Annotated in this window: 21 protein-coding genes; 16 read left to right on the forward strand and 5 right to left on the reverse strand. The window is 67.0% G+C overall.

All coding sequences use genetic code 11. The annotated features are described in order from the left end of the window. Positions 1-3: 3 nt before the first annotated feature. From ARADN35_RS0122155 to ARADN35_RS0122185, 7 genes are all read left to right on the forward strand, one after another. Positions 4-630 (forward strand): glutathione S-transferase, encoded by a 627-nt coding sequence (locus tag ARADN35_RS0122155; protein WP_010466131.1) that lies wholly within the window; start codon positions 4-6, stop codon positions 628-630. An 8-nt stretch (positions 631-638) separates the two neighbouring features. Then, positions 639-1502 (forward strand): PhzF family phenazine biosynthesis protein, encoded by an 864-nt coding sequence (locus tag ARADN35_RS0122160; protein ID WP_010466133.1) that lies wholly within the window; start codon positions 639-641, stop codon positions 1500-1502. Positions 1503-1679: 177 nt separating this feature from the next. After that, complete coding sequence (locus tag ARADN35_RS0122165) at positions 1680-2555, forward strand: PhzF family phenazine biosynthesis protein (RefSeq protein ID WP_010466136.1); 876 nt, start codon at positions 1680-1682, stop codon at positions 2553-2555. Then, positions 2552-3265, forward strand: coding sequence for a VOC family protein (locus tag ARADN35_RS0122170; protein WP_029414293.1), 714 nt, complete (start codon positions 2552-2554; stop codon positions 3263-3265). Before ARADN35_RS0122165 ends, ARADN35_RS0122170 begins: the two co-directional genes overlap by 4 nt. A gap of 5 nt (positions 3266-3270) precedes the next feature. After that, positions 3271-3912, forward strand: coding sequence for a LysE family translocator (locus ARADN35_RS0122175; RefSeq protein WP_010466140.1), 642 nt, complete (start codon positions 3271-3273; stop codon positions 3910-3912). After that, positions 3909-4892, forward strand: coding sequence for a threonine dehydratase (locus ARADN35_RS0122180; protein WP_010466143.1), 984 nt, complete (start codon positions 3909-3911; stop codon positions 4890-4892). Before ARADN35_RS0122175 ends, ARADN35_RS0122180 begins: the two co-directional genes overlap by 4 nt. A 96-nt stretch (positions 4893-4988) precedes the next feature. Then, positions 4989-5660: a histidine phosphatase family protein gene (locus ARADN35_RS0122185; RefSeq protein WP_010466144.1), complete on the forward strand. Its 672-nt coding sequence runs from the start codon at positions 4989-4991 to the stop codon at positions 5658-5660. Positions 5661-5836: 176 nt separating this feature from the next. Here ARADN35_RS0122185 and ARADN35_RS0122190 read toward each other — a convergent pair whose 3' ends face one another. The 3 genes from ARADN35_RS0122190 to ARADN35_RS0122200 are packed head-to-tail and all read right to left on the reverse strand — an operon-like array spanning position 5837 to position 7591. After that, positions 5837-6301 carry a GNAT family N-acetyltransferase gene (locus tag ARADN35_RS0122190; RefSeq protein WP_029414294.1) on the reverse strand — a complete coding sequence of 155 codons (465 nt, stop codon included), beginning with the start codon at positions 6299-6301 and terminating at the stop codon, positions 5837-5839. Between the two features lie 38 nt (positions 6302-6339). Next, positions 6340-7200: a creatininase family protein gene (locus tag ARADN35_RS0122195; RefSeq protein WP_010466148.1), complete on the reverse strand. Its 861-nt coding sequence runs from the start codon at positions 7198-7200 to the stop codon at positions 6340-6342. Positions 7201-7231: 31 nt separating this feature from the next. Next, positions 7232-7591, reverse strand: coding sequence for a hypothetical protein (locus tag ARADN35_RS0122200; protein ID WP_244265937.1), 360 nt, complete (start codon positions 7589-7591; stop codon positions 7232-7234). Between the two features lie 109 nt (positions 7592-7700). On the opposite strand from ARADN35_RS0122200, the gene ARADN35_RS0122205 reads away from it, so the two are divergent. The 5 genes from ARADN35_RS0122205 to ARADN35_RS0122225 all read left to right on the forward strand — a co-directional run bounded on the left by ARADN35_RS0122205 (position 7701) and on the right by ARADN35_RS0122225 (position 16865). Beyond that, positions 7701-8462, forward strand: coding sequence for an alanyl-tRNA editing protein (locus tag ARADN35_RS0122205; protein WP_010466152.1), 762 nt, complete (start codon positions 7701-7703; stop codon positions 8460-8462). Positions 8463-8881: 419 nt separating this feature from the next. Continuing rightward, a complete protein-coding gene (locus ARADN35_RS0122210; protein ID WP_010466154.1) occupies positions 8882-12709 on the forward strand; it encodes a DUF748 domain-containing protein in 3828 nt (1275 codons plus the stop codon). Between the two features lie 292 nt (positions 12710-13001). Continuing rightward, positions 13002-15245, forward strand: coding sequence for a protein-disulfide reductase DsbD family protein (locus tag ARADN35_RS0122215; RefSeq protein ID WP_029414295.1), 2244 nt, complete (start codon positions 13002-13004; stop codon positions 15243-15245). Positions 15246-15310: 65 nt separating this feature from the next. Next, on the forward strand, positions 15311-16153 hold the full coding sequence (lgt, locus tag ARADN35_RS0122220) for a prolipoprotein diacylglyceryl transferase (protein ID WP_010466160.1): 843 nt from the start codon (positions 15311-15313) through the stop codon (positions 16151-16153). A gap of 106 nt (positions 16154-16259) precedes the next feature. Beyond that, positions 16260-16865 (forward strand): thioredoxin family protein, encoded by a 606-nt coding sequence (locus ARADN35_RS0122225; RefSeq protein ID WP_010466162.1) that lies wholly within the window; start codon positions 16260-16262, stop codon positions 16863-16865. A gap of 127 nt (positions 16866-16992) precedes the next feature. Here the strand turns inward: ARADN35_RS0122225 and ARADN35_RS0122230 are convergent, their stop codons facing one another. Further along, positions 16993-17340: a hypothetical protein gene (locus tag ARADN35_RS0122230; RefSeq protein WP_010466164.1), complete on the reverse strand. Its 348-nt coding sequence runs from the start codon at positions 17338-17340 to the stop codon at positions 16993-16995. Positions 17341-17445: 105 nt separating this feature from the next. Here ARADN35_RS0122230 and ARADN35_RS0122235 point away from each other — a divergent pair, with 105 nt between their 5' ends. From ARADN35_RS0122235 to ARADN35_RS28100, 3 genes are read left to right on the forward strand one after another with little or no spacing between them, the layout of a single operon-like run. Then, complete coding sequence (locus tag ARADN35_RS0122235) at positions 17446-17961, forward strand: CoA-binding protein (RefSeq protein WP_010466166.1); 516 nt, start codon at positions 17446-17448, stop codon at positions 17959-17961. A gap of 60 nt (positions 17962-18021) precedes the next feature. Next, positions 18022-19350 carry an O-acetylhomoserine aminocarboxypropyltransferase/cysteine synthase family protein gene (locus ARADN35_RS0122240; RefSeq protein WP_010466168.1) on the forward strand — a complete coding sequence of 443 codons (1329 nt, stop codon included), beginning with the start codon at positions 18022-18024 and terminating at the stop codon, positions 19348-19350. Positions 19351-19390: 40 nt separating this feature from the next. Then, positions 19391-20392, forward strand: coding sequence for a hypothetical protein (locus ARADN35_RS28100; protein WP_139019230.1), 1002 nt, complete (start codon positions 19391-19393; stop codon positions 20390-20392). A gap of 51 nt (positions 20393-20443) precedes the next feature. On the opposite strand, the gene ARADN35_RS0122245 is transcribed toward ARADN35_RS28100, so the two are convergent. Beyond that, complete coding sequence (locus ARADN35_RS0122245) at positions 20444-20899, reverse strand: methyltransferase family protein (RefSeq protein WP_010466170.1); 456 nt, start codon at positions 20897-20899, stop codon at positions 20444-20446. A 90-nt stretch (positions 20900-20989) separates the two neighbouring features. Here ARADN35_RS0122245 and ARADN35_RS0122250 point away from each other — a divergent pair, with 90 nt between their 5' ends. Then, on the forward strand, positions 20990-21583 hold the full coding sequence (locus ARADN35_RS0122250) for a Crp/Fnr family transcriptional regulator (protein ID WP_010466172.1): 594 nt from the start codon (positions 20990-20992) through the stop codon (positions 21581-21583). Positions 21584-21586 lie beyond the last annotated feature (3 nt).

A 21586-nucleotide genomic window follows, 5' to 3' on the forward strand; every position in this document is an offset into this window, starting at 1 on the left:
TCCATGCTGAGGCTCTGGGGGCGCCTGTCGTCCATCAATGTGCGCAAGGTGGTGTGGACAGCGCAGGAGCTGGGCATCACGCTGCAGCGCACCGACGCGGGCGGCCAGTACGGCATCGTGCGCGAGGCACACTACCTCGGCCTCAACCCCAACGGCCTGGTGCCGCTGATTGAGGATGAGGATACGGACACCGTGCTGTGGGAATCCAACCCCATCGTGCGCTACCTGTGTGCCCGGCATTCCATGGGTGCGCTGTACCCCGACGCATTGCGCGAGCGCTTTGTGGCCGAGCAGTGGATGGACTGGCAGCAGACCACCCTGAACCCGGCCGGGCGCGATGCCTTTGTTCAGTGGATACGCACGCCCCCAGCCCAGCGCAACGATGCGCTGATTGCCGCGTCGGTGGCGGCCACCGAGCCCCTGCTGGCAATGCTGGACGCCCACCTGGCGCGCCAGCCCTTCATGGCGGGGGAGCAGTTCACCATGGCCGACATTCCCGTGGGCTGCGAGATCCACCGCTGGTGGGGCCTGCCGCAGGACCGCATCGCACGGCCGCACCTGGAGCGGTGGTACAACGCGGTCAGCACCCGCCCCGGCGCTCGGGGCGTATTGGACCAGCCTCTCTCCTGAACCTCACCATGCACCAGCGCCCCTTCAAGCAGATCGACGTCTTCAGCGACCGCCCCGGCTACGGCAACCCCGTGGCCGTGGTGCTGGATGCCGAGGGTTTGAACGACAGCGACATGCGCCGTTTTGCGGCCTGGACCAACCTGTCGGAAACCACCTTTCTGCTGCCCCCCACCGAGGCAGGGCACGCTGCGGGCGCCGACTACCGCCTGCGCATCTTCAGCCCCAACGGCGAGCTGCCTTTTGCCGGCCACCCCACGCTGGGCACCTGCCACGCGTGGCTGCAGGCGGGCAACACACCGCGCCAGAGCGGCATGGTGATCCAGGAGTGCGCGCTGGGTTTGGTGCGTATCGCGCAGACCGATGACACGCTGGCCTTTGCCGCCCCGCCCCTCAAGCGCAGCGCGCCCAGCCCCGCCCTGGTGCCGCTGATTGCGAGCGCGCTGGGCCTGCGCCCCCAGCAGATCCTGGGTGCGCAACTGCTGGACAATGGCCCCGTGTGGCTGGGCCTGCTGCTCGACAGCGCGGACACCGTGCTCGGCTTGCGCCCGGACCACGCGCGCCTGAAAGACCTGGGCCAGGACGTGGGCGTGATCCATGTCGGCCCCACCGCCAGCGACACAACCCAGCCCGGCGTGGTGGTGCGCGCCTTTGCCGCACCCATGGGCAACCCCGAAGACCCGGTCACCGGCACCCTCAACGCCAGCCTGGCCGAATGGCTGATTGCCGACGGCCTGGCCCCGCACAGCTACCTGGTGGCCCAGGGCGAATGCCTGGGCCGCGCGGGCCGCGTGCATATCCGGCAGGACAACGACCACCAGCTCTGGGTGGGCGGGCGCGCCGTCACCTGCATTGAAGGCTCGGTGCTGCTATGAGCTGGTCCAAAACCCCGCGCCCCAGCGGCTGACCCCCACCCCGGCGGACTCCTTCCCCCAGGTGCCCACCGAACACAAGCCCAAGAACCCCAGGCCCCCGGTCAGCCCCCGGCGTGCCCAGCTCGACCGATCCACCGCCCGTTTCACCGCTTTTTTGCTTCAAGGACCCTGACCACCATGCAACAACGCCCCTTCAAACAAGTCGATGTTTTCACCGCCCAGGCCTACCGGGGCAACCCACTGGCCGTGGTGCTGGACGGCACGGGCCTGTCCACCGAAACCATGCAGGAGTTCACGAACTGGACCAACCTGTCAGAAGCCACCTTCTTGCTCCCACCCACCTCGCAAGGCCGCGCCGCCGGTGCCGACTACCGCGTGCGTATCTTCTGCCCCGGGCGCGAACTGCCCTTTGCTGGCCACCCCACGCTGGGCAGCTGCCACGCCTGGCTGCAGGCCGGGGGCCAGCCCCAGGTGGCCGGCAAGGTGGTGCAGGAATGCGGCGTGGGCCTGGTCGCGCTGCGCCAGGACGGCGACCGCCTGGCTTTTGCCGCGCCTGCGTTGATCAAAAGTGGCCCGCTGGCGGAAGACGACGTGGCCTTGATTGCCCGGGGTCTGGGGGTGGACCGCAGCGACATCCTGCACCACGCCTGGTGCGACAACGGCCCCAACTGGCGCGGTGTGATGCTGCGCAGCAGCGAACAGGTGCTGGCGCTCAAGCCCGACGCCAGCATCCTGGGCCAGTTGGATGTGGGCGTGGTCGGACCGCGCGGAAAGGTCGGTGTCATCGGCAGCACCGACGCCGAAGGCATCGCCTTTGAAGTGCGCGCCTTTTTCCCCGGCAACAACGGCCTGGCCGAAGACCCCGTCACCGGCAGCCTGAACGCCGCGCTGGCCCAGTGGCTCATCGGCGCGGGCCTGGCCCCCACAAAATACGTGGCCAGCCAGGGCACCTGCCTGGGCCGCGCCGGGCGCGTCTATGTGGAGCAGGACGGCGACACGATCTGGGTGGGCGGCAGTTCGGTCACCTGCGTGTCGGGCGAGGTGCTGCTGTGACAGCGAGCCCCTTGGCCCCGTGCGTAGACCATCTGGTCGTGTTGGCCGCCGACCTGGTCAGCGGCGTAGCCTGGTGCGAACGCACGCTGGGCATCACCCCCACAGCGGGCGGTGAACACCCTCTGATGGGCACGCACAACCGCATCTTCAATGTCTCCGGCCCCACCCACCCGCGCGCCTACCTGGAAATAATTGCTATCAACAAAGGAGCTGCTCCCGCAATACCAGAAAGCGCCAGCCGCTGGTTTGATATGGATGATGCTGCCTTGCGGCAACAGGTGGCACAACACGGCCCACAGCTGATCCACTGGGTGGCCAGCGTGCCCGACGTGGCCGAGCGGTGTGCCGCGCTGGCGGCGCGGGGCATCGAGCGCGGCGCCGTCATCACCGCCAGCCGCCCCACGCCGAATGGCCTGCTGCAATGGCAGATCACCGTGCGCGACGACGGCCTGCGCCTCATGGACGGCTGCCTGCCCACCCTCATCCAGTGGGGCGACGTGCACCCGTGCAGCAGCCTGCCCGCCAGTGGTGTGCAACTGCAGCAGCTCGCGCTGCAGCATCCGCAGGCCGCCACGCTGCAGGCCGCGTGCGAAGCCGTGGGGGTAGCAAACTCCGTCGCCATCACACCCGGCAACACGCCCCGGCTCACCGCGCAGCTCAGCACGCCACGGGGCCCGGTCACCCTCTCGTCGTTCACCCCCCAGGAGTAACCACCATGCTTTTCTCTGTACAGGAACTGCTGCTCTTCGCACTCGCCGCCCTCGTGCTGGTGCTCACGCCCGGCCCCAACATGGTGTACTGCGTCTCGCGCAGCCTCACCCAGGGGCCACGCGCCGGGCTCATCTCGCTGACCGGGGTGGTGCTGGGTTTTGTCGTGCACCTGCTGGCGGCGGCGCTGGGCCTGACGGCGTTGCTGGCCGCCGTGCCGCTGGCGTTTGACGCCATCCGCTACGCCGGTGCCGCGTATCTGCTGTGGATGGCATGGCAGGCCGTCAAACCCGGCGGCAACGCGCCGTTCGAAGCCCGCAACCTGCCCCACGACCGGCCGCGCACGCTGTTCCTCATGGGCTTCATGACCAACCTCTTGAACCCCAAGGTGGCCATGTTCTACCTGTCGTTCTTCCCCCAGTTCCTCCACCCCGAGCGCGGCCAGTTGCTGCTGCAGAGCCTGACGCTGGGTGCCGTGCAGATCACCACCAGCGCAGCCGTCAACACGCTGCTCATCCTGTGCGCCGCCCGCGTGGCGCTGTTCCTGAACCGCAACGCCGCATGGATGCGCGCCCAGCGCTATTTCATGGGCACCGTCCTGGGTCTGCTGGCCCTGCGCCTCCTCACCGAAAAGAAAGCCGCCGCATGAACACCCGCCTCGACCCCACCGCCCTGCTGCCCACCCTGGCCGACATCGAAGCCGCTGCCGAGGTGGTGTACCGCGACTTCGCCGCCACGCCCCAGTACCGCTGGGGCCTGCTCAGCCAGCGCCTGGGCACCGACTGCTGGCTCAAGCACGAAAACCACACGCCCGTGGGCGCCTTCAAGATTCGCGGCGGCCTGACCTACTTTGACCAGCTCGCGCTGCGTGGCGCCCTGCCCACCGAGGTCATCAGCGCCACGCGCGGCAACCACGGCCAGAGCATGGGCTGGGCCGCGCACCGCCACGGCGTGGCCTGCACCATCGTCGTGCCGCGTGGCAACTCGGTCGAGAAAAACGCCGCCATGCGCGCACTGGGCGTCACGCTCATCGAACACGGCGACGACTTCCAGGAAGCGCGTGAACACGCCATTCAATTGGCCGCCCAGCGCGGCGCCCACATGGTGCCCAGCTTCCACCCCGACCTGCTGCGTGGCGTGAGCACCTACTGGTGGGAATTCCTGCGCGCAGTGCCGCAGCTCGACGTGGTGTATGTGCCCATCGGCCAGGGCTCGGGCGCGTGCTCGGCCATCGCTGCCAAGCTGGCGTTGCAGCACCCCGTGCGCGTGGTGGGCGTGGTCAGCAGCCACGCCACCACCTATGCCGATTCGCTGGCGGCAGGCCGCGTGGTCGAGGCACCCGTCACCACAACGCTCGCCGACGGCATGGCCTGCCGCGTGGCAGACCCCGAAGCCCTGGCCGTGATGGCCCCGCACATCGACCACATCGTGCAGGTGAGCGATGCCGAAGTGGCCGCCGCCATGCGCGCCTTGTTCACCGACACGCACAACGTGGCCGAGGGCGCAGGCGCTGCCGCGCTGGCGGCGGCGCTGCAGGAGCGCGACCAGCTCCAGGGCTTGCACGTGGGCCTGGCGTTGACGGGTGGCAACGTCGATGCGCCCATGTTCAGCAGCGTTCTGGCGGGCTGATCCCGTTGCACACACAAGCTACAACGCTATTCATTCAGTAGCATTGGTCGCTTGCGTGACAAGCGCCAGGGCCCTGTTTTGGCCACAATCCGCCGCATGGGAACCCTCTACCTCGTGCGCCATGGCCAGGCCTCGTTTGGCGCAGATGACTATGACGTGCTCAGCGCCCGGGGCCGCGAACAGGCCGTGCGCCTGGGCGAATACTGGCGAGCGCGGGGGATGGCGTTCGACGCCGTCATCACCGGCACGCTGCGCCGCCACACGCAAACGCTGGAAGGCATTGCCGAAGGCCTGCAGACCACGCACGAAGTGCTGCAATTGCCAGGCCTCAACGAATACGACAGCCACGCACTCATCGCGGCCATTCACCCCCAGCCCCTGGGCCCGGCCGACACGCCAGAGCGCTACCGCGCGCACTTTCGCATCCTGTGCGACGCGCTGGCGCAGTGGATGGCGGGCGTCATCAGCCCCCAGGGCATGCCCAGCTGGAACGAATTTTCAAACGGTGTGCGCAGCGCGCTGGACCATGTGCGCCACCACCACGCGGGCCACAACGTACTGCTGGTGAGCAGCGGCGGCCCCATCTCCACGGCCGTGGGCGAGGTGCTGGGCACCGCACCCGAGGTGACGATTGCGCTGAACATGCGCATCCGCAACAGCGCGGTGACGGAGTTCTCGATTGCGCCCAAGCGGCTGATGCTGCAGACGTTCAACACCCTGCCGCATTTGAATGAGCTGGAGCATGCGGGATGGGTGACACATGCTTGACGCCTGAGGCCGGAATTTTGGGTATTTTTTGGCTTCTAGCGCTTATTGGGAAAGCGCAAACAGCTATTTAATTTATAGCAAACTGACATGCCTGCCCCCAACTGGGCCAGGCAGCAGCACCGCGACCCCAGGCCGCTCTCACACCGGAACCTGTGTGGGGAGGCGTTACCGCCCCTCTACAAATCCAGCGCCAGAAACCGGGTTCCCGGCACCGGGTTGAAGCTCACGGGCTCTGCCGTGACAAAGCCCAAGGATTCATAGAGCCTTTGGGCCGCGACAAACTCGGGAAGCACGTCCAGGCACATGCGCCCGTAGCCGGCCTGGCGAGCAACGCGCAGCATCTCTTCGACCAGTTGTCGCCCCAAGTCCATTCCCCGGGCTGCTGGCCGCACATACACACGCTTCAACTCGCAGGTGCCGCCCTCCACGCGGCGCAGGGCCGCACAGCCCACCACGCTGCCCTCGACAAGGGCCAGCAGGACACAGCCATCGGGCGCCGCGTACTTGCCGGGCAACGCCGCAAACTCCCGCTCATAGTCCTGAAAGTCAAGATTGGCCGTCGGACTCTGGACATACTCGCGAAAGATTGCGGTGACGGCGGGGAGATTGTCGGGGAAGGTGGCGCGCCGGATTGTGGTCATGCGGAGGCGGACGGGAGGGACTGCACCAATGCGCTCGCTCATTCGGTCTCGGGGCGCACGGTTTGCAGCGGCAGGTGCACCAGCTCCTGCAGCAGCGCCACCAGTTGCCCTGCCGCAGCATCCACCACTGCCCGCCCCTTGTCCGCCGTGGCTCCTGCCGCATTGCCCACGGCACCCGCCGGGTGGTAGTCCTGCATCTGCCAGCCCAGCTTGGCGCTTTTGCCGTTGCCCAGAATGGCGTAGCGCTCCGACCGGTCTTGCGACGTGGATCGGAAATCCCGCGCATGCTCCATGTGCACCGTGGCGGGCGCGAGGTGCAGCATCATCGACGTCTCGATCTCGCCCGCGTGGATGCCAAAGCGGTGCTCCTCGCCGCTGAACTGGCTGGCCACCGCGTCGGGCAGCGGCAAGCTGAACCAGCTGGCGCTGTAGACGATGAGGTCGCAGCGCGTGCGCAGCTCGCGCGCCACGATGTCCATCACGCTGACCTGGCCGCCGTGGCCGTTGAACAGCAGCAGCTTTTTGATGCCCGCGCGGGCCACACACTCGCCAATCTCCGTCCACAGCGCGATCACGGTGGCGGGCGAGAGCGTGAGCGTGCCCGGAAAGCGGATGTGCTCCGGGCTCAGGCCCACGTTCTGCGGGGGCAAAAAGAGCACGGGCAGGTCGGCGGTCATTTGCGGCAGCGCGGCATCGATCACACCCTGCAGCAAGGTGGCATCCACCGACAGCGGAAGGTGCGGGCCATGCTGTTCGACGGCCGCCACCGGCAACACGGCGACCACCTGTTCGGCCTGGCCGCTGTGCTGCAGCGCGGCAAAGTCGCGGGTGGACAGGTCGGCCCAGAAGCGCGAGGGCAAGGTGAGGGGGGAGGGTTGGGGCGCAGCGGCAGCGGTCATGCCGCGATGTTAGGGCCTGTTCAGGGACGCGTCACTTCAGCGCCATCTTGCCCAGCCAGTACAACAGATGCCCCACGCCCATCACCAGCAGCGCTCTGGACGCCAGCCCGCTGGCCCTGCCGCACAGACCACGGCGGCGCTGCCATGCGCGCAGCACCAGCGCCCCCACCCACCCCACGGTGGCCAATACCGCCCACACCATCCAAAGCAGCCCCACGCCCAGGCAGCCAAAGTTCTCGCAGTACAGCGTGAAGCTGTAGTACGACAGCGCCACCAGCACCACGCACAGGCCCAGCAGCATCACATCGAGCGTGCGCGACGCCCAGACGGCCACACGCGAGATCGATGCCGGAGAAGGCGACGACGGCGATGAAGGCAAAGGCGTATTCATAAAAAACCGGGGGCAGGGTGGTACTGGATGGGGTGGCAGAACCCCTGCAGCCCAGCATAGCGCCCGCCCCACCGCCGCGCTCCGCCGCCCATCCCGCTACCATCACCGCATGACCCAAGACCTCTTCCGCCAAGACGCCTACCTGCGCGAATGCAGTGCCCACATCACCGCCGTCACCGATACCGGCATCGTGCTGGACCAGACCGTGTTCTACCCCCTGGGCGGCGGCCAGGCCGGTGACAGCGGCGTGCTGGTGCTGGCCGACGGCACCGAGATCGCCATCACCGACACCCGCAAGGGCAAGGACGCCGAAGGCAACCCCACCAGCGACATCGTGCACATCCCCGCCCCCGGGCAGGAAGACCGCGTGGCGCAGCTGGCCCTACAGGGACCAGGCACCGCCGTCACGGCCCGCATCGACTGGGAGCGCCGCCACCGCATGATGCGCCTGCACACCACCTCCCACCTGCTGTGCCATGTGGTTCCGCAGCTGGTCAACGGCTGCTCCATCACGCCCGACTACGCGCGGCTGGACTTTGCGATGACCGACCCGCTCGACAAGGAAGCCCTCACCGCCGCCATCGCCACCCTGGTGGCCGCCGCGCACCCGCTCACGGTGGCTTCGATCAGTGACGAAGAACTGGACGCCAACCCTGCCCTGGTCAAAAGCATGAGCGTGCAGCCCCCGCGTGGCACCGGACGCATCCGCACCATCCGCATCGGGGGCGACAACGACGCACCGCTGATCGACCTGCAGCCCTGCGGCGGCACGCATGTGGCCAATACGTCGGAGCTCGGCGCCATCGTGGTGACGAAGATTGAAAAGAAAAGCGCCACCACCCGCAGGGTGGTGCTGGGCTTTGCCCAGTGAGCGTAGCGAAGAGCGCTTTTCTTTGGGGTGTACTCATTTGCGTGCAACGCAAGTGAGTGCGCACCAAAAGCCTTGGCATCAACCACCACCCGCAGGGTGGTGCTGGGCTTTGCCCAGTGAGCGTAGCGAAGAGCGCTTTTCTTTGGGGTGCACTCATTTGCGTGCAACGCAAGTGAGTGCGCACCAAAAGCCTTGGCATCAACCACCACCCGCAGGGTGGTGCTGGGCTTTGCCCAGTGAGCGCAGCGACGAGCACGCCCCTCAAATGTCAACAATCTTGAGCCGCCGCAGCCCCCGGTTGCAATGGCTTACCCCGCCGGACCCACAACGGGGACAATAGCGGCCCGCGCGCGCGGTCTTTTTTGGACTTCTTGCACCAGGCGTCCTGGGGCTGCGGCGCTCACTTTTGCCTGCCGCCCATGCCGATCTCTCTGCGCTCCGTCTCGTTTGCCTCCCTGCGCCAGCACCGCTGGTTCCGCCCCGCCGTCCGCGCGCTGGTGGGTTTGATCGTGTTGTGGCTGGTCACCTGGCTGGCTATCCCGCCCCTGGTCAAGGGGCCGCTGGAGCGCATCGCCTCCGAGCAATTGGGCCGCACAGTCACCGTGGGGGGCATCGACTTCCAGCCCTGGAGCCTGGAATTCGCACTGCGCGACGTGGCCGTGGCGGGCGCCAAAGGTGCGCCCCCGCAGCTGACGATTGGCCGGATCTACGCCGATGGCGAGCTGCAATCGCTGCTGCGCCTGGCGCCCGTGGTGGACGCCTTCACCATCGAAAACCCCGTGCTGCGCCTCACCCACCTGGGTGACGGCCACTACGACGTGGACGACATCATCGCCAAGGTCACGGCGCCCACGGGCGAGCCCGACACCGGCCCCGCGCGCCTGGCGCTGTACAACCTGGCGCTGACGGGCGGCAGCATCGACTTCATCGACCAGGCCGTGGACAAGACCCACCAAGTGCGCGCGCTGGCCTTCACGGTACCCTTCATCAGCACCCTGCCCTCGCAGCGCGAGGTGAAGGTGGAACCCCACCTGGCGTTCACGCTCGATGGCAGCCGGTTCGACTCATCCGCCCAGGGCACCCCGTTTGCGCAGACCGGCAAGGCCGATGCACAGCTGCGCCTGGACGGGCTGAATCTGGCACCGTACCTGGCCTACCTGCCGGCCGACCTGCCCGTCAGGGTGCAGGGCGCCACGCTGGACGCGGATGTGAAGGTGGCCTTCGAACAGCACCCCCGCATGGCCGTGAAGCTGACCGGCACCGTGCAAGCCAGCGGGGTGCGCATGACCGACCGCCAGGGCGCCGACCTGCTGAGCTACGAGCGCCTGAAAATCGACATGGCCGATGTGCGCCCGCTGGACCAGGTAGTGCGCCTGCAGCACATCGAGCTGACGGCGCCCGTGGTGACTGCTACGCGCGATGCAGCCGGGCAGATCAACCTCGCCCAACTGGCGCCGCCCGCACCGCCCTCCTCGCCGGTCAAGGGCAAGACCACCACACCTGCGGCGCCTGCATCTTCTGCTGAACCGGCGTCTTCGCCACTGGCCAGCGCCAGCGCCGCATCGGCCTCTGCCCCCCCCGCTTCCTCCAGCAAAGCCAAGGCCAAGGCCGCCCCCGCCTGGGTGGTGGAAGTCGCCACCGCCGCCGTGCGCGGCGGCACCCTGCGCTGGGCCGACCAGACCACGCGCCCCGCAGCGGCCTTGCAGGCCACCGAGGTCACGCTGGATGCGGCCGACGTCGCCGTGCCCTTTGCCAAAGAGAATGCCAAGCCCTTCACCTTCAAAGGCGGGCTCAACCTGCAGGGCAGCACGCTCAGTTTTACCGGCGAAGCCACCGACCAGAAGGCACAGGTCAACGCGACCCTCAACGCCCTGGCGCTGCAGCTGGCCGCCCCCTACCTGGCCCAGACGCTGGAGCCCGTGGTGACCGGCCAGCTCACCGGCGACGTGGGTGTGGTGTGGCAAGCCCCCTCCCCCCAAGCCGCGCAGGCCGGCGCCACCGGCGTCACGGTCAAGGCAGGCCCCTTGGCGCTGGAGCAGTTGGCCGTCAAGCAGGGCAAGACCACCTTGGCCAGCCTGGGCAAGCTCGACATCGCGGGGGCCGAAGTGCCCCTGGACGCGCGCACCGCCACGCTGGAGCGCCTGGCGCTCAGCCAGCCACAACTGGCGGTGGAACGGGGCGCGGACGGGCGCTGGATGTTCGAGCGCTGGCTGAAAACGGCACCCGTCATGCAAGGCAGCACACCATCTTCTGCCCCCAACGCCCCAGCGTGGAAGCTGCGCGTGGCCGATTTCTCGCTGCAAGGCGGCACCGTCTCGCTGGCCGACAACGCGCAACAGCGCCCCGTGGCGCTGGAAGTGACCTCCCTGGGCATCACCGCCCGCAACCTGGCCACCGACGGCAGCAAGCCCGAGGCTTTCCAGCTCACGGCCCGCGCAGCCGCGCCAGGCAAGGGCGGTAGCAACAAGACAGCGCCGGGCAAGCTCGACTACCAGGGCACGCTGGCGCTGCAGCCGCTGGCCACCCAGGGCAAGCTCGACGCCACCCGCCTGCCCCTGCACACGCTGGACGGCTACCTGGCCAGCCAGTTCGCGGTGGAGCTGCTGCGCGCCGATGTGGGCTATCGCGGTCAGGTGACCCTGGCGCAAACGGACAAAGGCATCAGCCTGCGCCTGGCGGGCGATGCGGTGGTCGAAGAACTCAAGGCCAACAGCACCGCCGCATCGACCCCCAAGACCGAAGCCCAGGTGGGCGAGGAACTGCTGGCCTGGAAGAGCCTGAACCTGCGGGGCCTCTCCGTGGCCACCGCCCCCGGCACCGCACCGCGCGTGGAGGTCAAGGAGACCAGCCTGGTCGATTTTTTCGCCCGCATCACGATCAACGAAGCGGGCCGCATCAACCTGAGCGACATCGCCAAGACCCCGGCCGAGGCCCAGGCCGCCAATGCAGCCAGCGCCAACGCCCCCACAGCCGCCCCTGCAGCCGCACAGACTGCCGCAGCGCCCGCAGCATCTGCCCCCGCCGCCGCGTCTACCACCCCGGCCGCCGTGGCCCAGGCTGACCCGCTGGCCCCCGTGGTGGTGTTTGGCCCGGTGAGCCTGGTCAATGGCAAGGTGCTGTTTTCCGACTTTTTCATCAAGCCCAACTACTCGGCCGACCTCTCCGAGCTGACCGGCAAGCTCAGCGCGTTCTCGTCCGAAGCCCCCGGCGGCGAGCCCGTGCTGGCCGACCTGGAGCTGCGCGGCCGCGCCGAGGGCTCGGCGTCGCTCGAAGTCACCGGCAAGCTCAACCCGCTGGCCAAGCCCCTGGCGCTCGACATCGTGGGCAAGGTGCGCGACCTGGAGCTGCCACCGCTCACGCCGTACGCGGTCAAGTACGCGGGCCATGGCATCGAACGCGGCAAGCTCAGCGTGGACGTGAACTACAAGGTGCTGCCCAATGGCCAGCTCACCGCCAGCAACCGGCTGGTGCTCAACCAGCTGACCTTTGGCGAACCCGTGGAAGGCGCACCCAACAGCCTGCCCGTGAAACTGGCCGTGGCCCTGCTGGCCGACCGCAACGGGGTGATCGACCTGGACCTGCCCATCAGCGGTTCGCTCAACGACCCGCAGTTCCGCGTCGGCCCCGTGATCTTCAAGATCATCGTGAACCTGATCGGCAAGGCGCTGACCTCGCCCTTCAGCCTGCTGGCCAGTGCCTTTGGCGGTGGCGACGAAATGAGCAACGTGCCCTTTGCCCCCGGCAGCGCCGCGCTCACGCCCGAGGCGCAGCAGAACCTGGGCAAGGTGGTCAAGGCCCTGACCGACCGTCCCACCCTCAAGATCACCGTGACGGGCATGGCCAGCCTCAAGGAGGAACGCGAAGGCCTGCAGCGCGAACGCGTGCAGCAGCTGGTGCTGGCCGAAAAGCGCCGCGCCAACCCGGCGGACACCGCCCCCGTGTCGGCGGCTGAATACCCCGCCCTGCTCAAGGAGGTGTACCGCCGCGCCGACATGCCCAAGCCGCGCAACCTGGTCGGCCTGGCCAAGGAACTCACCGTGCCCGAGATGGAAGCCCTGCTGCTGGCCAACCAGCCGGCCACCGAGGCCATGGCGGCTGATCTGGCCACGCAGCGCGGCCAGGCCATCCGTTCGTATCTGGTGTCGCAGAAGCTGCCCGTGGAGCGGCTGTTCGTGGCCGCCCCCAAGGCGGGCAACCCGCCTGAAAAGTGGACACCGCGTGCGGAATTGACCCTGACTACTCAGTAGCCCCCTGAGCCGCTGCGCGGCTTCCCCCAGAGGGGGACGCACCCGGTGGACCGGCAAAGCCGGATCCACGGGTGCACTCGCCCAGGGCGCGCCAGTTTCAAAAGGCGAGGGGCTCCAAGCATGGGGCGGCGCGCGATGGCCCTTGGGCCGCTGCGCTGCGTCCCACACGGGTGTCCCGCGTGGGGCGACAGTTTCCGGGGGCGGTGCGTCCCCGCGCACAATGTCGGATTCACTGGAATGGACGGGCGAGCACCGGAACCAACGGCGCTGCGCCCGCTCCCACACTGCAACCATGCCCCACCGCCTGCTCCACCGCCTTGCAGTTACTCTGCTTTTGATAGCTGTCAGCGCTTTATGGACAAGCGCCAGCGCCCAATTTGGCTCCAAATCCGGTGCCCCAGGCACCAGCGTGGTCACCACGCCCTATGTGCGTGCCGAGCTGCTGGCCCATGCGCCCCAGGGCGTGGCGCCCGGCCAGCCGCTGTGGCTGGGGCTGCAAATCACCCACCAGCCCGAGTGGCATACCTATTGGAAAAACCCCGGCGACTCCGGCCTGCCCACCGACCTGGCCTGGACGCTGCCCGCGGGCCTGGACGCGGGCGAGATCGCCTGGCCCCTGCCCAGGAAGATCCCCATCGGCACGCTGGCCAACTACGGCTATGAAGGCACGGTGCTGCTGCCCATCCCCGTCACGGTGGCCAGCACCTTCGCCGCGGGCCCGCTGGTGCAGGACGCGACCATCAAGCTGCGCGCCTCGTGGCTGGTCTGCCGCAAGGAGTGCATTCCCGAAGAGGGCGAGTTCACACTGCAGCTGCCCATCCGCAGCACCACCGCGCTGAACGGTGCCGCGTTTGACGCCGCCGCCAAAGTACAGCCCCGGCCGGTGCTGGCGGGCACCACCGGCATCGTGCCGGACAGCCAGGCGCAGATTGCCGATGGCAATACGCTGCAGGTCAGCGTGCACGGCCTGCCCGTGGCGCTGCGGGGCAAGACGCTGGACCTGTTCCCCGAAACCGCTGAGGTCATCGACAACGCCGCCAGTTGGAAGCAGGCCTGGAATGGCAGCGTATGGACGGCGCAGATTCCCCTTTCGGCCCAGCGCAGCGCCAGCCCCAACTTGATGCCCGTTGTGGTGGCCGAGCAGGCAGCGCCAGGCCACGGCACCGGCCCCGACACCCGCACCGGCTACCGTGCCGAGCTGAAGGTGCTGGGCACCTGGCCTCCCGCAGCCTCGGTGGCCAGCGTATCGCCTGCCTTGGAGGCCGCGCTCAAAGCCAATGCAGCGCAAGCGGGGGGAGCGGCAACATCGGCTGCGGGCTCGGGCGCATCGTCGCTCACGCTGACGGCCGCGTTGCTGGGAGCCTTGCTGGGTGGCCTCATCCTCAACCTCATGCCCTGTGTGTTCCCCGTGCTGGCGATCAAGGTGGTGGGCTTCACCCAGCATGCGCAGGACCGCAGAGCGCACCGGCTGAGTGGCATGGCTTACACCGCTGGCGTGGTGCTGTCGTTCATTGCGCTGGGCGCGCTCATGCTGGGCCTGCGCGCGGCGGGCGAGGCCGTTGGGTGGGGCTTTCAGCTGCAGTCGCCGGCTGTGGTGGCATCACTGGCGGCGCTGTTCACGCTGATCGCGCTCAACCTGGCAGGCGTGTTCGAGTTCGGGCACTTCCTGCCCTCCTCGGTGGCCAGCCTGCAGGCGCGCCACCCGGTGGCCGACAGTTTCCTCACCGGCGTACTGGCTGTTGCCGTGGCATCGCCCTGCACCGCACCGTTCATGGGCGCGTCGCTCGGCCTCACTGCCACGCTGCCCGCGCCACAGGCGCTGGCCGTGTTCGCGGCGCTGGGCCTGGGCCTGGCGCTGCCGTTTCTGGCCGCCAGTTTTATCCCCGCCGTGGCCCGCGCACTGCCGCGCCCCGGCGCGTGGATGGACACCTTCCGCAAGCTCATGGCCTTCCCCATGCTGGCCACCGTGGTCTGGCTGGTGTGGGTGCTGGGCCAGCAAAGCGGCATCGACGGCGCCGGTGCGCTGCTGATCCTGCTGGTGGGCCTGTCGCTGGTGGTGTGGGCGCTGTCGCTGGCGGGCCGCGCCCGGGTGTGGATGGCCACCGTGTCCGTCGCGGCCATGGCCTTGCTGGTCTGGTCCTTTGCGCCGCATATCACCAACGTGCCCACCACACCAATCAGCCCCCAGGCATCCACCAACGGCTGGCAGCCCTGGGCACCGGGCGCGGCCGAGCAGATCGTGGCCACGGGCCGCCCCGTGTTTGTGGACTTCACCGCCGCCTGGTGCGTGACCTGCCAGTACAACAAGAAGACCACGCTGGCCAACACCGACGTGATCGCCGACCTGCAGACCAAAAACGTGGCCCTGCTGCGCGCCGACTGGACGCGCCGCGACCCCGCCATCACGGCCGCGCTGGCGGCGCTGGGCCGCAGCGGCGTGCCCGTGTATGTGTTCTACCGGGCCGGCAAGCCGCCCGTGGTGCTGACCGAGGTGCTCAGCGTGGACGAGGTGCGCGCCACCATTGCCCAGCTATAGGGCAGGAATACTGCAAGCGCACGGCATGCGATGTATTTGAAAACCCCCAGCCATAACGCCGCCCCATGCTGACTTACCCCGCCATCGACCCCGTCGCGCTGCAGCTTGGACCGCTGGCCGTTCACTGGTACGGCCTGACCTACCTCGCAGCCTTCGGGCTGTTCCTGCTGCTGGGCCGTCTGCGCCTGCACCACGCACCGTTCGCCTCCATCAGCGGCCCTGGCGCTTGGTCACGCAAGGATGTGGAGGACATCCTCTTCCTTGGCGTGGTGGGCGTGGTGGTGGGTGGGCGCCTGGGCTACTGCCTGTTCTACAAGCCCGCCTACTACCTGAGCCATCCGCTGGAAATCCTGATGATCTGGACCCCGGGCATGTCGTTCCACGGTGGCCTGCTGGGCGTGGTGGTTGCCATGCTGTGGTTTGCGCATTCGCGCAAGCGCCCTTGGCTGCAGGTGGCCGACTTTGTGGCGCCCTGTGTGCCCACAGGCCTCGCTGCGGGGCGCGTGGGCAACTTCATCAACGGCGAACTGTGGGGCCGTGTTGCAAGCCCGGACCTGCCCTGGGGCATGGTGTTTGCGCACAGCGGCTCGCTGCAGCCACGCCATCCATCGCAGGTCTACCAGTTTCTGATGGAAGGGTTGCTGCTGTTCATCCTGCTGTGGCTGTATGCGCGCAAAGAACGCCGCCCGGGCCAGGTGGCCGCCGCCTTCCTGGTGGGCTACGGTGTGTTCCGCTTCATCGCCGAATATTTCCGAGAACCGGATGCCCACCTGGGCTTGCTGTCGCTGGGCATGAGCATGGGGCAGTGGCTGTGCCTGCCGATGATCGCGGCGGGCGTGGGGCTGTGGGCACACAGCAAGGCCCGCCCAGGAGTCCCCCCTGGCGAGCTTCGACCCCGTCCAAATTGATTGTCTGAGGGGCCACCCGGTCACTGCGCGCCGAGTAGCACCCCTCCACGCTGCCCTGTTGATTGCCAGAACAATTCGCCCCCCGCCAACCGCTAGGAGACCTGCCATGAAGCTGCTTCGCCGTACGTTGATCGCCACCGCCGCCCTGGTCGCGCTGGGCGCCCAGGCCGCCGCCACCGTGGGCCAGCCCGCCCCCGACTTCACGCTCAAGGACGCCACCGGCAAGACGGTGCGCCTGTCGGACTTCAAGGGCAAGCACGTGGTGCTGGAATGGACCAACCCCGGCTGCCCGTTTGTGCGCAAGCACTACGACAGCGGCAACATGCCCGCCACACAGAAGGATGCCACTGGCCAGAACGTGGTGTGGCTGGCGGTCAATTCCACCGAGAAGGCCAGCAGCGACTACCTGGAGCCCGCCAAACTCACGGCCTGGCTCACCGAACGCAAGGCCGTGCCCACCGCCGTGCTGATGGACGAGGAAGGCACCGTGGGCAAAAGCTATGGTGCGCGCACCACGCCGCACCTGTACATCGTCAACCCGCAGGGCGTGCTGGTCTATGCGGGCGGCATCGACAGCATCCCCTCGGCCCGCCCGGCCGACATCGAGAAAGCCACCAACTACGTGAAGGTGGGGCTGTCGGAGGCGCTGGCGGGCAAGCCGATCTCGGCGGCGACGACACAGCCGTATGGCTGCAGCATCAAGTACAAGTAGGAAGCCCCCCTGAGGCGCTGCGCGCCTTCCCCCGGCGGGGGACGCCACCTGTGGCCTGGCAGAGCCAGTTCCACGGTGGCACTGGTGTGGGGAGCACGCCAGTTTTTACGAGTGTGGCGGGCTCGGCTCAGCGCGCCACGCAGTTCACGCGCAGCACACGGGGCGCCTGGAAGAACATCGTGTTGCCCTGGCCACGGATGTAAGTGCCACCGTCGCCGTACCCAAAGCCGGTGACCACACGCTCAGGCTGCAGCGGCACGGTGCGGCCGTTCATCTCCAGCAGCGCAGGGCCATCGGGCTGGGCGGGCCAGTGCACCACCAGCATGGGGCCACGGTCACAGGCGTAGGTCGTGACACGCTGGACCTTGGGCACATCGGGGGCGCGCGGCGGTGTGCAGGCGCTCAGGGCAATGGTGGACAGGGCAACGGCGGCCACAAGGCCAGTGGCGCGGCGGGCGCGTGGGGGGTTCTGCACGGGATCTCCTCGGAATCTGGGGCGGGGCCACAGTGTTGATGGCAGTGTTGGTGGACAACGCGGGGCTCTGGCGCCGCAGCAGTTCGCCCCCATACACTGCCATGTATGAAACGCACGCCCGACACCATCAGCACCCTGCGCGATATTCTGACGCACTGCCGCACCCTTGCGGTGGTGGGACTGTCGCCCCAATGGCACAGGCCCAGCTATTTCGCGGCCAAATACATGCAGGCGCACGGCTACCGCATCGTGCCGGTGAATCCGCTCGTCGCGCGCGAGGGCGGGCAGATTCTGGGCGAGACGGCCTACGCCAGCGTGGCCGATGCCGCCCAGGCGCTGGCGGCCCGGGGCGAACGGATCGACATGGTGGACTGCTTTCGCAAGAGCGAGGACATTCCGCCGCTGGCCGGGGAGGCGATTGCCATCGGCGCGCGCTGCCTGTGGCTGCAGCTGGGCGTGTTCAATGAGACTGCCCGCCTGCAGGCGAAGGCCGCCGGGCTCCAGGTGATCGAAAACCGCTGCGTGAAGATCGAACACGCGCGGCTGTTTGGCGGCCTGGGCTGGATGGGCGTGAACACCCGCGTCATCAGCGCCAAACGCCTGCGACAGCTGCCTTACTAGCAAATTCATAGCTCCTAGCGCTTATCCATCAAGCGCTGGCGGCCAATTTTATTCAAAATCATGTCTTCCAACCACCCCTCCGGCGCCGACCGCGACTTCGGTTTTGGCACCCGCGCCATCCACGCCGGCGCCCAGCCCGACCCCGTGACTGGCGCTCGTGCCACGCCCATCCACCAGACGACCAGCTTTGTGTTCGACAACGCGGAGCACGCCAGCAGCCTGTTCAACCTGCAGACCTTTGGCAACGTCTACAGCCGCATCAGCAACCCCACGGTGGCGGTGTTCGAGGAGCGCATTGCAAGCCTCGAAAACGGCCGCGCCGCCCTGGCCTGTGCCAGCGGCATGGCCGCGCAGATGGCGGCGCTGCTGGCCATCCTGAAGACCGGCGACCACATCGTGGCGGCCAGCACGCTGTATGGCGGCACGGTGGGGCAGCTGGGCGTGGGCTTCGCGCGCTTAGGGATAGAGACCACCTTTGTGGACCCGGCCGCCCCCGAGAACTTTGCACGCGCCATGCGCCCCAACACCCGCGCCGTGTATGGCGAAACCATCGGCAACCCGCTGGTCAACGTGCTTGACATCGCCGCCGTGGCCGAGGTGGCGCATGCCCACGGCGTGCCGCTCATCATCGACAACACGGTGACCAGCCCCTACCTGTGCAACCCGCTGGCGCTGGGCGCCGACATAGTGGTGCACAGCGCCACCAAGTACATCGGCGGCCACGGCACGACCATGGGCGGCGTGGTGGTGGAGGGTGGCAAGTTCCCGTGGGACAACGGCAACTTCCCCGAGATGGTGGAGCCCAGCCGCGCCTACCACGGCGTGAAGTTCTACGAGACCTTTGGCGACTTTGGCTACACCATGAAGGCGCGCATGGAGGTCAACCGCACCTTCGGCGGCGTGCTGTCGCCCATGAACGCGTGGCAGCTGCTGCAAGGCGCCGAAACGCTGCACCTGCGCATGCGCGAGCACTGCCGCAACGCGCTGGCCGTGGCGAAGTTTCTGCAAAGCCATCCGCAGGTGGCGTGGGTCAACTACCCCGGTCTGGCGGATTCGCCGTATTTCGATCTGGCGCAAAAGCAGTTCCGTGCCGTGGATGGCACGCCCGGGGCCTCGGGCATCCTGACTTTTGGCGTCAAAGGCGGTGCGTCGGCCGGAGAGAAATTCATCGACGCCTGCGAGTTCCTGAGCCACCTGGCCAACATCGGCGACGCCAAGACGCTGGTGATCCACCCCGCATCGACCACCCACCGCCAGCTGAGCGAAGAAGAGCTGGCCCGCGCAGGCGTGAGCGCGGACATGGTGCGGCTGTCGGTGGGGATTGAGGATCTGGATGACATCCTGTGGGATGTGGACCAGGCGCTGGGGCGGGCGACAGAATCCCTCTGAGCCAATTTTTGGAACAATGCGCCGCTAGGAGACTACTACTGTGGAAACTTCCGACGCAGTCTCGGCTGGAAATTTGGCAGCAGTTCGAATTTACGGCATCGTTAAGTTCGAACAACCGTTGCTTTGTCTCAAAGAGGTACTTGGTACTAGCTTCCCCATCTGTATCGGTGGTGTTCAAGGACACTTTGAGTTCCCCTCGGAACCCATCGAATCAGGGCGGCCGGCTGACCCACTGCGCGAACCCCTTGTACCGCCTAAGGATGCAAAGACGTGGAGGCAGGGAGATCCACCAATTTTGTGGGGACTTCGGCATGCATACCAGTACCCGGACGGTCATCCTGAAGTATTGCGTGCGCTGCTGTGGTTTGACACTATCCCCGACAAGACGGCAGAACTGAGTACCGCTGTCTATCAAAATTTCGATCGATGGAGAACCCGACTTTTTGACGGGTTTGACCTGTTCAGCACGCGATGGTTTGCCAATTCAACGACAGTAGTAAGTCCGTCCCCAGGCGATCTGAACTTATTTGTTTTTGATCAATCAGGCAAACAGGAACGCCCATATAAAAAAAAGGGAACTCAAGTCGCTGTTTACGAAGATCCGGCGGCCCCCGATCCTGCTTTGACTCAAACTCAGATCGAGAAGGCTTGTATGTTGGCGTCGAGCGATACAGAGTTGTCGCTTCCATATCGGTTTCAACTGGCGGCGTATCGGGCCATCAAGGAAAAGGACTTTAGAAAAGCTATTGTTGAAACTGCAGTTGCGTCGGAGATTGCTCTCACGCAGGCCATTGAAAATCGCCTCCGCCTCGATCAACTCCCGTATACAGACAAGATCCTCGAGAAGTTCAGAATGCTCAGTGGCAGAGTTGAACTAGCGAGAGCAATGGGTTTCGCTGTTCCTGAAAATATCAAATCCGCCCTCGTAGAACCTCGCAATATGGTTGCGCACAGAGGCGAATCCCCAACTCAAAGGCAAGCGTTTGCAGCAGTAAGCGCAACAGCCAAAATTCTTGGCGACAACCTGCCGCCATTAGTTTGAAAAACCTGAGCAGACTTGGTCGCAACCTCCGGCATTCCTGTGTTTGATGGGCTACAACCACCGCCGCACATCCCGGCGGTAGTCCGCATACTGGCGCCCAAAGCGGGCTACCAGCTTGCGCTCTTCCAGGGGGATGTACCAACACTGCGCCAGCACAAAAAACAGCAGCACCAGAATCCACGGCGACAAGGCACCCAGCGCCAGCGCCACGCCCGCCAGGGCCAGCAGCATGCCCAGGTACATGGGGTTGCGCGTGTACGCAAACAGGCCCGCCGTGGTGAGCGTGCCGGGCTCGCCGAAGGTGTTGATATTGGTGCCGATGCGCTTGAACAGGCGAGCATGCCACTGGGCCATGGCCAGGCCCGCCAGCACCAGCACACCCCCCGCCCACCAGGCCAGCACGCGTGCATCGGTGGGCAGCGCGGCCAGGGGCCAAGTGCGCTGCAAAATCACCATCACACCCACCGACGCAAACCAGACCACAGGGGGCAGCAGCAAACGTTGCATTCCGACCTCTCCTTGCAAAATCAAGACATGGGCCGCAGTCTGCCGATGGCGCGCTGTGCTGGCGATAACCTGGGTTAACGGAGTCCTCTTTTGCCGACCTTTTCTCATTCCACCCACACGGTGCTGGAGCAACTGGCACAGGCCCCGCTGCCCGAGTGGGAGGCTCTGGAGCGCGCCACCACGGTGCGGCAGCTGCAGCCCGGCGAGGTGCTGTTCCACGCGGGCGAGGCGCAGCCCCGGGTGTTTGTGGTGAACCGGGGGCTCATCAAGATGGTGTACGAGACAGCCGGGGGCGACGCCTGGGTCAAGGGGTTTGCGCCCGCCGGCCTGTGTTTTGCCAGTCTCACGGCCCTGCAGCCGGGCGGCGTGACCAGCTATGCCGCCCTGGCCGAGGGCGGACCCTGCACGGTGGAGCAGATCGACCATGCAGCGCTGGAGGCGCTGGCCGCACGCCACAGCCTGTGGCAACGTGCGCTGAGCAATGCCTACCGCCTGTACGGCCAGCGCAAGGAACAGCGCGAGATGGAGTTGCTCACGCTGTCGCCCGAGGAGCGCTACCGGCGTTTCTTGCAGCAGCACCCACAGATCGCCACCCAGGTACGCCAGCGCGACATTGCCAGCTATGTGCGCGTGACACCGGTGGCGCTCAGCCGCATCAAGGCGCGCATGTTGCGCGGCGGCTGACGA

The organism is Acidovorax radicis N35 (assembly GCF_000204195.1).
In the GTDB taxonomy this organism is placed as follows: Bacteria; Pseudomonadota; Gammaproteobacteria; order Burkholderiales; family Burkholderiaceae_C; genus Acidovorax; species Acidovorax radicis.

Bases quoted from the DNA above. Each gene is read 5' to 3' on its own strand.
- ARADN35_RS0122155 (WP_010466131.1), top strand. From the start codon at position 4: ATGCTGAGGCTCTGGGGGCGCCTGTCGTCCATCAATGTGCGCAAGGTG.
- ARADN35_RS0122160 (WP_010466133.1), top strand. From the start codon at position 639: ATGCACCAGCGCCCCTTCAAGCAGATCGACGTCTTCAGCGACCGCCCC.
- ARADN35_RS0122165 (WP_010466136.1), top strand. From the start codon at position 1,680: ATGCAACAACGCCCCTTCAAACAAGTCGATGTTTTCACCGCCCAGGCC.
- ARADN35_RS0122175 (WP_010466140.1), top strand. From the start codon at position 3,271: ATGCTTTTCTCTGTACAGGAACTGCTGCTCTTCGCACTCGCCGCCCTC.
- ARADN35_RS0122180 (WP_010466143.1), top strand. From the start codon at position 3,909: ATGAACACCCGCCTCGACCCCACCGCCCTGCTGCCCACCCTGGCCGAC.
- ARADN35_RS0122185 (WP_010466144.1), top strand. From the start codon at position 4,989: ATGGGAACCCTCTACCTCGTGCGCCATGGCCAGGCCTCGTTTGGCGCA.
- ARADN35_RS0122190 (WP_029414294.1), bottom strand. From the start codon at position 6,301: ATGACCACAATCCGGCGCGCCACCTTCCCCGACAATCTCCCCGCCGTC.
- ARADN35_RS0122195 (WP_010466148.1), bottom strand. From the start codon at position 7,200: ATGACCGCTGCCGCTGCGCCCCAACCCTCCCCCCTCACCTTGCCCTCG.
- ARADN35_RS0122200 (WP_244265937.1), bottom strand. From the start codon at position 7,591: ATGAATACGCCTTTGCCTTCATCGCCGTCGTCGCCTTCTCCGGCATCG.
- ARADN35_RS0122205 (WP_010466152.1), top strand. From the start codon at position 7,701: ATGACCCAAGACCTCTTCCGCCAAGACGCCTACCTGCGCGAATGCAGT.
- ARADN35_RS0122210 (WP_010466154.1), top strand. From the start codon at position 8,882: ATGCCGATCTCTCTGCGCTCCGTCTCGTTTGCCTCCCTGCGCCAGCAC.
- ARADN35_RS0122215 (WP_029414295.1), top strand. From the start codon at position 13,002: ATGCCCCACCGCCTGCTCCACCGCCTTGCAGTTACTCTGCTTTTGATA.
- lgt (WP_010466160.1), top strand. From the start codon at position 15,311: ATGCTGACTTACCCCGCCATCGACCCCGTCGCGCTGCAGCTTGGACCG.
- ARADN35_RS0122225 (WP_010466162.1), top strand. From the start codon at position 16,260: ATGAAGCTGCTTCGCCGTACGTTGATCGCCACCGCCGCCCTGGTCGCG.
- ARADN35_RS0122235 (WP_010466166.1), top strand. From the start codon at position 17,446: ATGAAACGCACGCCCGACACCATCAGCACCCTGCGCGATATTCTGACG.
- ARADN35_RS0122240 (WP_010466168.1), top strand. From the start codon at position 18,022: ATGTCTTCCAACCACCCCTCCGGCGCCGACCGCGACTTCGGTTTTGGC.
- ARADN35_RS0122245 (WP_010466170.1), bottom strand. From the start codon at position 20,899: ATGCAACGTTTGCTGCTGCCCCCTGTGGTCTGGTTTGCGTCGGTGGGT.